11 protein-coding genes and 1 other RNA gene are annotated in these 10,427 nt (G+C 64.9%); 7 read left to right on the forward strand and 5 right to left on the reverse strand.

All coding sequences use genetic code 11. The annotated features are described in order from the left end of the window. Positions 1-65 precede the first annotated feature (65 nt). Positions 66-641, forward strand: coding sequence for a hypothetical protein (locus ACWCIA_RS08860; RefSeq protein ID WP_454162450.1), 576 nt, complete (start codon positions 66-68; stop codon positions 639-641). A gap of 19 nt (positions 642-660) precedes the next feature. On the opposite strand, the gene rnpB is transcribed toward ACWCIA_RS08860, so the two are convergent. After that, an RNA gene (rnpB, locus tag ACWCIA_RS08865) (RNase P RNA component class A) lies at positions 661-1,013 on the reverse strand. 35 nt (positions 1,014-1,048) lie between these two features. After that, positions 1,049-1,666 (reverse strand): hypothetical protein, encoded by a 618-nt coding sequence (locus tag ACWCIA_RS08870; protein ID WP_454162452.1) that lies wholly within the window; start codon positions 1,664-1,666, stop codon positions 1,049-1,051. 235 nt (positions 1,667-1,901) lie between these two features. On the opposite strand from ACWCIA_RS08870, the gene ACWCIA_RS08875 reads away from it, so the two are divergent. After that, the gene (locus ACWCIA_RS08875) at positions 1,902-3,602 is read left to right on the forward strand and encodes a thiamine pyrophosphate-binding protein (RefSeq protein ID WP_454162454.1); all 1,701 of its coding nucleotides are present in this window, start codon (positions 1,902-1,904) and stop codon (positions 3,600-3,602) included. A gap of 12 nt (positions 3,603-3,614) precedes the next feature. On the opposite strand, the gene ACWCIA_RS08880 is transcribed toward ACWCIA_RS08875, so the two are convergent. Continuing rightward, a complete protein-coding gene (locus ACWCIA_RS08880) occupies positions 3,615-4,151 on the reverse strand; it encodes a hypothetical protein (RefSeq protein WP_454162456.1) in 537 nt (178 codons plus the stop codon). 404 nt (positions 4,152-4,555) lie between these two features. Between ACWCIA_RS08880 and ACWCIA_RS08885 the strand changes: the two genes are divergently transcribed. After that, a complete protein-coding gene (locus ACWCIA_RS08885) occupies positions 4,556-5,353 on the forward strand; it encodes a DUF4261 domain-containing protein (RefSeq protein WP_454162458.1) in 798 nt (265 codons plus the stop codon). A gap of 4 nt (positions 5,354-5,357) precedes the next feature. Here the strand turns inward: ACWCIA_RS08885 and ACWCIA_RS08890 are convergent, their stop codons facing one another. Then, the gene (locus tag ACWCIA_RS08890) at positions 5,358-5,576 is read right to left on the reverse strand and encodes a hypothetical protein (RefSeq protein ID WP_454162460.1); all 219 of its coding nucleotides are present in this window, start codon (positions 5,574-5,576) and stop codon (positions 5,358-5,360) included. Positions 5,577-5,835: 259 nt separating this feature from the next. Between ACWCIA_RS08890 and ftsY the strand changes: the two genes are divergently transcribed. The 4 genes from ftsY (at position 5,836) to rpoH (ending at position 9,957) form a co-directional block, all read left to right on the forward strand. Beyond that, positions 5,836-6,948 (forward strand): signal recognition particle-docking protein FtsY, encoded by a 1,113-nt coding sequence (ftsY, locus tag ACWCIA_RS08895; RefSeq protein WP_454162462.1) that lies wholly within the window; start codon positions 5,836-5,838, stop codon positions 6,946-6,948. Positions 6,949-6,965: 17 nt separating this feature from the next. Then, a complete protein-coding gene (locus ACWCIA_RS08900) occupies positions 6,966-7,649 on the forward strand; it encodes a cell division ATP-binding protein FtsE (RefSeq protein ID WP_454162464.1) in 684 nt (227 codons plus the stop codon). Beyond that, positions 7,646-8,566, forward strand: coding sequence for a permease-like cell division protein FtsX (ftsX, locus tag ACWCIA_RS08905; protein WP_454162466.1), 921 nt, complete (start codon positions 7,646-7,648; stop codon positions 8,564-8,566). The genes ACWCIA_RS08900 and ftsX overlap by 4 nt, the downstream gene beginning before the upstream one ends. A gap of 497 nt (positions 8,567-9,063) precedes the next feature. Next, entirely contained in the window at positions 9,064-9,957 is an 894-nt protein-coding gene (rpoH, locus tag ACWCIA_RS08910) for an RNA polymerase sigma factor RpoH (RefSeq protein ID WP_454162468.1), read from the forward strand. 215 nt (positions 9,958-10,172) lie between these two features. On the opposite strand, the gene ACWCIA_RS08915 is transcribed toward rpoH, so the two are convergent. Beyond that, positions 10,173-10,427 (reverse strand): hypothetical protein (locus ACWCIA_RS08915; protein WP_454162470.1); only part of this gene is annotated, 255 nt, incomplete at its 5' end.

Consider the following 10,427-nt stretch of genomic DNA (forward strand, 5'->3'; position numbering starts at 1 on the left):
ACGCTGTTTCCAACTTTGCAATACGAGGCTAGAATTGCTGCTTTGAACCACCATCAGGAACGCCGATGCGATCGATCTTGTTGGGCGCATGCAGTGCCCTTGTAGCGGGGCTGGCCTGCGCCCAGACCGTGCCCTCGCATGAACAGCTGGCGCAAAGCCAGTCGCTGATGTGGCTGAACGTCAAGGGTGGGCAGTTCCAGTCGCTCGTGGTCGACTCCTTCGACTCGCCGGTCGAGATAAAGATGGAATTGACGCTGGAACGGGCGAATCCCCATCCGAAATGGGTGCCGGGAAGCAGTGTTTGCGTGGTAGACAAGTCATCGGACCATCAAGCCTGCGTGCGCATCGCCGCATACAATGCCGAAGCCGATGGGGTATATGCCTACAAGACCTTCCACAAGACCACGGACGGCCGCACGACGATGTTGACCCACGAACCCATCGCGGGGCAGTTCAAGATGGGGAGCAAGATTCGCGTCGCCGTGCGCTCGGGCGCCGACAGCGTCGAATTCAAGGTCGAGGACGGCGCCTGGCTGATGCAGGCGCTTCCGTTCACGCCGCACGCGCTGCGCCTGCTCTGTTCGTCGGCGCTGTGCAAGCTGCGGCTCAACGAGAACACCGCAGCGCCACCTGGCGCCTGATGGCGGCAGGATGAATATAGTGTAAAGCAGGCCGATAGGCCGGATTCTGTGTAGTGGTCTCCCTTGCGGGACGCCCCTATGACAGCCATTCCTCTAGGCGCCGAATTACTCCGGCGCTCAAGCTTCCTACCCGCACGCTCCGCGAGCAACATCAACGCGTGCCTATTTGGAATTGCTCCGAGTGGAGGTTACCGCGTTTCACCGTAACTAAATACGCTCGTCTCTGTGGCCCTATTCCTCGCCTTATACCCCTGGCTTGCGCCAGGAGGCTTTCAGCGGACGGCCGTTAACCGTCACCCCGCTCTGTGGAGTCCGGACCTTCCTCCCGCCGGCATCTTGACGATGCCAGCCAGCGGCTGTCTGGCCTGCTTCACGGGCGACATTGTAACCGATGCCGGGCCGCGGCTTCAGGCCGATGTTGCGGGGCGCTGCTTCGGACGGTGCTGGAGGCCGATGCGGTCGATGTCCTGAAGTCCCATCAGCGGCGCATACATCAGGTCGTCCGGGTCGGTCGAACGCTGCCAGCCGAGCTGGAGTTCCCCGATGGCGCGCTTGACCAGCTTGTGCAGGCGCAGCGCGCTGCGCTGGCTCATGTGGGGCGCGCCGCTGTCGTATTCCAGCAACCTGGCCAGCGACACCACCGAGCAGCGCAGCTCGGGCGCGTGCATCGAGAACTGGTAGCGGAAGTTGCCGGAGCGCGCGTTCATGTCGCGCATCGTCAGGAACACCCGGTGGCTGCCCGGCTCGGCCCAGGCCGCCGAGGCCGGGGCGGCGAGTTCCAGCAGCGATTCGGCGATCGCCTGGTTGGTGCCGGGCAGAAGCGGGATGTCGAGCGGCGGCAGGCGCAGGCTGCCCTTGACGCGCAGCTTCAGGTCGGCCTGCAGGATCTTCGCCAGCGTCGCCGCCATCTCCTCCGGGAAATCGTCGAGCGGAACCATGTAGGCGGCCACCGCATCCAGCGGATGGGTTTCCTCGGCACTCTGGGACAGCGCCGGCAAGGCGCACATGCTCGTCAATGCTCCCATTAGCAACTCGCGTCGTGAAACCGGCATCGCTCGCTCCATCGTGTGGTTGATTTGGCAAGTCTAGCCTTGAAGTGATTGCACGTCGACAAGTTTTTGAGACCGCGCAAGCGCTGCGCCCCTGCTTGTCGTTTCTGAAATTTCGTGTCGCCATTTCAAAAGCCTCAGCAGGACGGCTCACATAGAATGCCCTGATGCCTGGCGCGGCCCGGCTGCAATCAATGAGGATGACCGAAACATGACGCACCCTTCCCGTACCGGCGGCCAGATCCTGGTCGATGCACTGCACGTCCACGGCGTCGACACCGCCTTCGGCGTGCCCGGCGAAAGCTATCTCGACGTGCTCGATGCTCTGCACGATTCCAGCATCCGCTTCGTCATCAACCGCCAGGAAGGCGGCGCGGCATTCATGGCCGAGGCCTACGGCAAGCTCACCGGCAAGCCGGGCATCTGCTTCGTCACCCGCGGCCCCGGCGCCACCAACGCCTCGATCGGCGTGCACACCGCCTACCAGGATTCCACTCCGATGATCCTGTTCATCGGCCAGGTCGGCAACGACTTCATCGACCGCGAAGCCTTCCAGGAAATCGACTACCGCCGCATGTACGGCGAGATGGCCAAGTGGGTGGCGCAGATCGACCGCGCCGACCGCATCCCCGAATACATGGCGCGCGCGTTCCAGATCGCGACCAGCGGCCGTCCGGGCCCGGTCGTGCTGGCCCTGCCCGAGGACATGCTGATCGACACCGCGCAGGTCGCCGACACGCGCCGCTACACGCCGGTGCAGGCCGCGCCGGCAGCAAGCCAGATCGACACGCTGCGCGCGCTGCTGGCCGAGTCCCGCCGCCCGGTCGTCCTGCTCGGCGGCGGCTCCTGGAACGCGCAGGCCTGCGCCGACCTGCAGAGCTTCGCCGAAGCGAACGCGCTGCCGGTGGCCTGCACCTTCCGCTTCCAGGACCTGCTCGACAACGGCCACCCGAACTACATCGGCGACGTCGGCATCGGCATCAATCCGAAGCTGGCCGCGCGCGTGAAGAACGCCGACCTGATCATCGCCATCGGCCCGCGCCTGGGAGAGATGACGACCGGCGGCTACACCCTGCTCGCCTCCCCGGTGCCGAGCCAGCGCCTGATCCACATCCACGCCGATCCCGAGGAACTGGGCAGCGTCTACCAGGCCGACCTGATGATCGCCGGCGGCGCGCCGCAGGTGACCGCGATGCTGGCCGCGATGGCGCCGGTCGACTCCAGCGCCTGGCACGACAGCCTGCTTGACGCGAAAGCCGAACTGGCCGCCTGGCAGGAGCAGCCGCCCATCTTCAAGGACGGCCAGGCACCATTGGACCTGTGGCAGGTGGTGCAGGACCTGCAGGCCGCCCTGCCGCGCGACACCATCATCACCAACGGCGCCGGCAACTACGCCTCCTGGGCGCACCGCTTCTGGCGCTACGGCGGCATGCGCACCCAGCTCGCGCCGACCAACGGCGCCATGGGCTATGCGGTGCCGTCCGGCGTGGCCGCAAAAATCGTCGATCCAGGCCGCACCGTGGTCACCTTCGCCGGCGACGGCGAATTCATGATGACCGGGCAGGAGCTGGCGACCGCCGTGCAGTACGGCGCCGGCGTCCTCATCATCGTCTTCAACAACAGCATGTTCGGCACCATCCGCATGCACCAGGAGAAGACCTATCCGGGCCGCGTCTCCGGCACGACCCTGCACAACCCCGACTTCGCGGCCCTGGCGCGCGCCTATGGCGGGCATGGCGAGATCGTCGAGAAGACGGCCGACTTCGCGCCGGCCCTGGAACGGGCGCTGGCGCATGCCAACGGCAAGAACCTGCCGGCCCTGATCGAGCTGCGTTATGACGGCAACCTGATCACGCCGAACATGACGCTGGAGACGATGCGGGCGCAGGCCGAGGCGGCGAAGGCCGGCTGACACCGCGCGGTTTCATGCGAGAGGCCCCTGCATGCCAGGGGCCTCGTCGTTTTTGGGCGGGCCGAACAGGGCGGAATACAGGTCTGGAATGGTGTGGACCACGGCGAACTTCGACATCGGAACGACGCGCAGCCCGAGCCGCTGTTTCTTGACACCCTGCGCATCGCCTTTTGTGTGCGTCGCCACCTTGAAGCCGTCCAAGGGCGGCAGGGCCGCGCCGGGCGCGGAACCAAAAAACAGGAAAGGCCCGATTGCCATCGACTTCGGATCGAAGCGCATCCACAGCACGCAGCCGGACGGTTTTTGGGCCAGGCCGAGGTGCACGTTCTGCCGCATTGTCTTGGCGATCGCGGACGAAGTCTTCAGCTGGACATGGCGAGTAATGCCGTTCGCTTCCAGCACAATATCGTGGCCCGAACGGTCGATGGCCGGTTGCGATACCTCGAGCGAGGCACCGTGATGCAGCCACGAGTATTTCAATAGTTCGCCAATGAGCAAGTGCTCCAATAGTTTTTCACGGTAGACGGACTGGTGGGAATCGACAGACATGCGGTATTCACGGAAATAGGTGGCTCCCCCATTATCGTTTCTTTGTTACCGTCATGGAATACGCGTCAAGCTCATTACATGAATCATGTGGAGGTGTGAGGAAGTGCGCATTTTCAGGCAAAAATTATCGATAGACTCGTTGCCGTCGGCGAAACATGCGGGTTGCCAATCTTGCTCGATATTCACCGACGCTCCATCCGGCCAAGGGCGGCCGAGCCGCCCAGGAAACAGGCGAACGTAGCGCGCGGGCCTGAATCCGGCGCTTGCGCCACGGCCTGCCGGCTTCCCTGCCACCGGTACGCCAGAACCCCGTGGAACCAGCTATGCTGCTCAGCAGGCAGGAGATAGAACAGCACACCGTACCCGACAGGGTCCCGAAGCATGAACGAGGAGACGTATTCGCCGTGAAAGACACCCCAGACCTGGTCCTGTGCATCCCCGGTCCCTGGCGCGACCGCGCCGAACTGGCCGACAGCATCGCCAACAGCGAGACCGGCTACCTGCTCCTCGGCGGCGTGCTGAGCGACACCAGCGACGGCTTTGCCTGCGACCTGCTGTTCGAAGGACCGGACCCGGCACTGCCCACCGCCTTCGCCAAGGCCGGGCCCCATTGGGCCGCGTCCGGTGCGATGGCGGCCGTGGCCGACCATGACTGCGTCGTCTACCTGGTCGGCAAGGGCGGTTCGCGCGACGCGGCCGAGGCGATGATGCGCGCCGCCGGCGCGCTGGTCGAAGCGGGCGGACTGGGCGTGAAGGTGGAGAGCACCGGCATCGCCCACGGCCCGGCCTACTGGCTCGAGATGTGCTTCGGGCTCGACCAGCTCACCGCCCACCGCGCCCTGGTCGTGTACGTGACCGGCGCCGACGTGTACTCCTGCGGCATGCACAACTTCGGCCTGCCCGATGCGATGACCACCGCCGTCGACAAGGCCGCGGCGGCGGACATGCTGCGCACCTTCACGCGCTACCTGCTGGAACGGGCGCCGGTGTTCGAGGACGGGCATACCTTTTCGGTCAGCGCGGGGGCGCCGGTGTACCGCGTGCGCAAGGCGCAGCCCATCGATTACGGCACGGATTCCCTGTTCAACAATCCCTACGGCGCCTGGCGCCTGGAACCCGTGCAGCCCCTGCCGGAACCGGCGCCGGCGGACCCGGGGCTGGACAAGCGCAGCTTCTGGTGGAGCCGGATCCGTCCTTCGTGAGGGATCACTGCGCCGGCGGCGGCTCCAGGCCCAGTTCCGGCGGCAGCGGCACCGGCCCGTCGAACAGGCTGTGCTGCTCGGTCAGGAAGAGCGCGACGAGGGTGATGAAAATCCAGACGACGGCGTTGCGCAGCGAGACACGGTGACGGCGTCCCGAGCGATCGGGCTGGTCGCCGGGTCTAAAGTCGATGATCAAGCGCCGGAAGAAGCGTGGAAGTTTCATGGGGATTCCTGTCCTGGCATGGCTAAGCACGGGCCTACTCTAGCGTCCTTGCGCCTGCCGGGCCAGTGCGCACGCGACGAGCGCCGCGGCCCTTGGAATGCCGGCGAGCCGGGCGGCGGAACTGTCGCGTTTGCGCATACCGGTTCCGTCCGGTCTTGCCGATTCGTCAGTACGGCCCTCTGGTAGAATACGCGCGACCCTTTTCGTCGTGCCGGTCTTTACGCCGGCATGTGCATGCCGTACCCCCTACCACACATCCATGTTTAGTTTCTTTAAGAGAAAAAAAGCTTCCGAAATGCCGACCGTGGCTGACGTCGCGCCGGCCGATACCGCGCCCGAGCCTGCCGTCGCCACGCCGCCCGCCCCTGCTCCTGCCCCTGCCGTTCCCGCCCCGGCGCCGGCCGCCATCGCTGCGGTCGAGGCCGACCTCTTCATCGAGGAAACGGCCGAACGCCCGACCACCGAGGCAGAGAAGAAGAAGTCCTGGATGACGCGCCTGAAGGCCGGCCTGTCCAAGACCTCGAGCAACCTGTCGCTGCTGTTCGTCGGCGCGCGCATCGACGAAGACCTGTACGAGGAACTCGAATCCGCCCTGCTGATGTCGGACGCCGGCATGGACGCGACCCAGCACCTGCTCGACAGCCTGCGCCGCAAGGTCAAGGAAGACAAGCTGCTCGACGCCGCCGCCGTCAAGGCCGCGCTCAAGGAGCTAATGATCGAGATGCTCGCGCCGCTGCAGAAGCCGCTCGAACTGGGCCGCTACGAGCCGCTGGTGATGATGATTTCCGGCGTCAACGGCGCCGGCAAGACCACCACCATCGGCAAGCTGGCCAAGCACATGCAGCGCTCCGAGCAGTCGGTGCTGCTCGCCGCCGGCGACACCTTCCGCGCCGCCGCGCGCGAGCAGCTGATGGTCTGGGGCCAGCGCAACAACGTCACCGTGATTTCCCAGCAGTCGGGCGACCCGGCCGCGGTCGCCTTCGACGCGGTCCAGTCAGGCAAGGCGCGCGGCGTCGACGTGGTCATGGTCGATACCGCCGGCCGCCTGCCGACCCAGCTGCACCTGATGGAAGAGCTCAAGAAGATCAAGCGCGTGATCGGCAAGGGCATGGATGGCGCCCCGCACGAAACCCTGCTCGTCATCGACGGCAATACCGGCCAGAACGCGCTCGCCCAGGTGAAAGCCTTCGACGATGCGCTGCAGCTGACGGGCCTCGTGATCACCAAGCTCGACGGCACCGCCAAGGGCGGCGTGCTGGCCGCGATCGCGCGCACCCGCCCGGTGCCGGTGTACTTCATCGGCGTGGGCGAAAAGCTGGACGACCTGCAGCCGTTCAATGCGGAAGAATTCGTCGAAGCGCTGCTGGGATAAGAGAGTAAACTCCGCCGATGATCGAATTCCACTCCGTCTCCAAGCAGTATTCGCTCGACGCCACCGCCCTGCGCGACGTCTCCCTGAACATCGACAAGGGCGAGCTGGTCTACCTGGCCGGTCCCTCCGGCGCCGGCAAGTCGACGCTGATGAAAATGGTCGCCGCCATCGAACGCCCGAGCAGCGGGCGCGTGGTCGTGTTCGGCCAGGACATCGGCAAGCTGAACAAGCCGAGCATCCCTTTCCTGCGCCGCAAGCTCGGGCTGATCTTCCAGCACCAGCGCCTGCTGAACGACCGCGACATCCTCGCCAACGTGATGCTGCCGCTGCTTGTCTCCGGTGCACCGACGGGCCAGGCCGAGGGCCGTGCCCGTGCCGCGCTCGACAAGGTCGGCCTGCTCGACCGCGCAAAAGCGCATCCGCTCGAACTGTCGGGCGGCGAGCAGCAGCGCGTGGCGATCGCCCGCGCCATCGTCAACCGGCCGCAGATCATCCTGGCCGACGAGCCGACCGCCAACCTCGACCGCGTGGCAGCCGACAAGGTGCTCGACGCCCTGCGCGCCTTTAACTCGGTGGGCGTCACCTGCGTCATCTCGACCCACGACGAGCAGGTGCTCGACAAGGCGGCGCGCGTCATCCGGCTCGAACACGGGCAACTGGTGTCGGCCGGGCTTCCTGTGGCCGAAGGAGGTGCGGCATGAGCCCCTGGGTCCGCCATCACCGCTTCGCCCTCGGCGCGGCGCTTGCCCACCTGCGCAAGGCGCCGGGCAGCTTCCTGTTCAACGTGCTGGTGGTCGCCGTCGCGCTGGCCCTGCCGTTCGCCGGCATCACCTTGCTCGACAACGTGCGCCCGATGTCGGAGCAGCTGTCGGTCGATCCGGAGGTGAGCCTGTTCGTCAAGCCCGAGGCCTCGCGCGAGGATGCGCAGGCGCTCGAGCCGCAGCTGCGCCAGATCCTGCAGGGCACCCAGGCGCGCATCGTGTTCGTACCGCGCGAGCAGGCGCTGGGCGACCTCAAGGAACGCAGCGGCCTGTCGGATGCGCTCGACACCCTGGGCGAGAACCCGCTGCCAGACAGCTATGTGATGAAGCTGGAAGGCTTCAACAACAGCGCCGACGCCGCCCGCATCGACGGCCTCGTCGAACAGATGGGCGCCCTGCCCCAGGTCGATACCGTGCAGGTCGATTCGAGCTGGGTCAAGCGCCTCGCCGCCCTGCTCGGCATCCTGCGCCTGGCGCTGCTGCTGCTGGCCGTGACCCTGGGCGTGGTGGTGATCGCCGTCGTGTTCAACACGATCCGCCTGCAGGTGCTGACCCAGCGCGAGGAAATCGCGGTGTCGAAACTGCTGGGCGCCACCGACAACTTCATCCACCGCCCGTTTTACTACACGGGCGCCCTGCTCGGCCTGTGCGCCGGCGCGGTGGCCCTGGGCGCGGTGGCGCTGGCCCTGAACCCGCTGAATGCGGCGATTGCGGAGTTTGCGCGCCTGTATGCGTCCGAATTCCAGCTCGCGGCGCTGGGGCCTCTGGAACTGGCGGGCCTACTGGCGATCAGCGCGGGACTGGGATTGATCGGGGCGATGCTGTCGGTGCAGAGGCATTTGGCGCGGCTGAGCTGAAGGGGCGCGCTCCGGCGAGAACGGGTGATGCGGGGTTTCCTGCTCACCCGTTTTTTATTGTGGATTGGATTTGTGGGACGGCAACACTTCTTGTAGGCGTCCACGCCGCGACCGCGCCGGAATTCGTCGCACGATAGCACCGAAGGTCGCGCAGGGTGCGCCACCTAACAGAAAACGGAGCTGCTGTCCCTTTAACCTGCGGTCTCAACGCCGATACAAGTCACACACATTTGAGGCCTATCAATAGTTTTGCAAGCTCCTGCTCTACAGTAAATCTGATCTTTTTTTAAATACTGAAAAGCAATACTTTAGCCAGACTTAAACCCATCCTCTCCTATGGGAGGGTCGCTAGCACTCACCCTTAGAGAGTGCTAATATATGTCCTCAAGTGAAGGTATACAAGGCTTGTACAGCATCACGCACGATGTCGTGCAGTCCGCCCCGGGGTGTCCCGGCGAGTGTGGACGATGCAGCGAAGATTACTCTACGAGGAAAAAATGATGTCCGCACAATCCGCATTGGTTCCAACCAGCAATCGTGCCCTGGGACTCGGCTTCACCGGCAATCTCGGTAACATCGACGCGTACATTTCCGCAGTCAACCGCCTGCCGATGCTGACCCACGAGGAAGAAGTCTCGCTGGCGAAACGGCTGCGGGAAGCGAACGATCTCGACGCCGCGCAAAAGCTGGTGCTCTCGCACCTGCGCCTGGTCGTGTCGATCGCGCGCGGCTACCTCGGCTACGGCCTGCCGCACGCCGACCTGATCCAGGAAGGCAACATCGGCCTGATGAAGGCAGTCAAGCGTTTCGACCCGAACCAGGGCGTGCGCCTGGTGTCGTACGCCATGCACTGGATCAAGGCCGAGATGCATGAATACATCCTCAAGAACTGGCGCCTGGTGAAGGTCGCCACGACTAAGGCCCAGCGCAAGCTGTTCTTCAACCTGCGCAGCAACAAGGTGGGCCTGGACGCGATGACCCCGACCCAGGTCGACGAGCTGGCGAAGATGCTCGACGTCAAGCGCGAAGAAGTGATCGAGATGGAAACCCGCCTCTCGGGCCGCGACATCGCCCTGGAAGCGCCGACCGACGACGAAGACGACAAGTTCTCGCCGATCGCCTACCTGTCGTCCGACCAGCAGGAACCGACCAAGGTGCTGGAAGCCGAACAGGTCACGCGCCTGCAGTCCGAAGGCCTGGAATCGGCCCTGGGCAAGCTTGACCCGCGTTCGCGCCGCATCGTCGAAGCGCGCTGGCTGGCCAACGACGACGGCTCGGGCGCGACCCTGCACACGCTGGCCGAAGAGTTCGGCGTGTCGGCCGAGCGCATCCGCCAGATCGAATCGGCGGCCTTGAAGAAGATGAAGGGTGCGCTGGCGGCTTACGTCTAAGCCAGGCATTGCAGGACACGGCGGCCCCGCGAGGGCCGCTTTTTTTTGCCTGTGCGGTTTGGTCGGCCTTTCGTAGGGTGGGCATTCATGCCCACGCGGTTTCACCGTTTGATCGACGGCGCCACATGGGCTTGCCATCGGCGCGGGCGAGACCGGCGGCAAGCGGCGTTCAAGCACCGTACCGCGTGGGCATGAATGCCAGTTCTTTAAAGGTGTTATCTAACGAAGCCATCCTTTAGCACGCGCGCTGTCGATACATGGCGGCGCTTCTCTTCGGCTGAAACGTGGACTTTCTTCTTTGGCCGCTTGGGGCCCTGCGGCGCCTTGCGCAGTGCCTTGGGCTTGGCATGGGCTGCGATGTCGAGCAAGAGATGGCTCAGTTTTGGCGCCCCTATGGCGTCGTAAGGTCTCCATGCGGCAGGCGATATCAGCAACATCATGCCGGTATAGCAGGTCTTGATTTCAAGGGC

The sequence above is a fragment of the Massilia sp. SYSU DXS3249 genome, assembly GCF_053668055.1.

Coding starts and splice junctions, on each gene's coding strand:
- ACWCIA_RS08875 (WP_454162454.1), top strand. CDS start 1,902: ATGACGCACCCTTCCCGTACCGGCGGCCAGATCCTGGTCGATGCACTG.
- ACWCIA_RS08870 (WP_454162452.1), bottom strand. CDS start 1,666: ATGGGAGCATTGACGAGCATGTGCGCCTTGCCGGCGCTGTCCCAGAGT.
- ACWCIA_RS08880 (WP_454162456.1), bottom strand. CDS start 4,151: ATGTCTGTCGATTCCCACCAGTCCGTCTACCGTGAAAAACTATTGGAG.
- ftsX (WP_454162466.1), top strand. CDS start 7,646: ATGAGCCCCTGGGTCCGCCATCACCGCTTCGCCCTCGGCGCGGCGCTT.
- ACWCIA_RS08860 (WP_454162450.1), top strand. CDS start 66: ATGCGATCGATCTTGTTGGGCGCATGCAGTGCCCTTGTAGCGGGGCTG.
- ftsY (WP_454162462.1), top strand. CDS start 5,836: ATGTTTAGTTTCTTTAAGAGAAAAAAAGCTTCCGAAATGCCGACCGTG.
- ACWCIA_RS08900 (WP_454162464.1), top strand. CDS start 6,966: ATGATCGAATTCCACTCCGTCTCCAAGCAGTATTCGCTCGACGCCACC.
- ACWCIA_RS08890 (WP_454162460.1), bottom strand. CDS start 5,576: ATGAAACTTCCACGCTTCTTCCGGCGCTTGATCATCGACTTTAGACCC.
- rpoH (WP_454162468.1), top strand. CDS start 9,064: ATGATGTCCGCACAATCCGCATTGGTTCCAACCAGCAATCGTGCCCTG.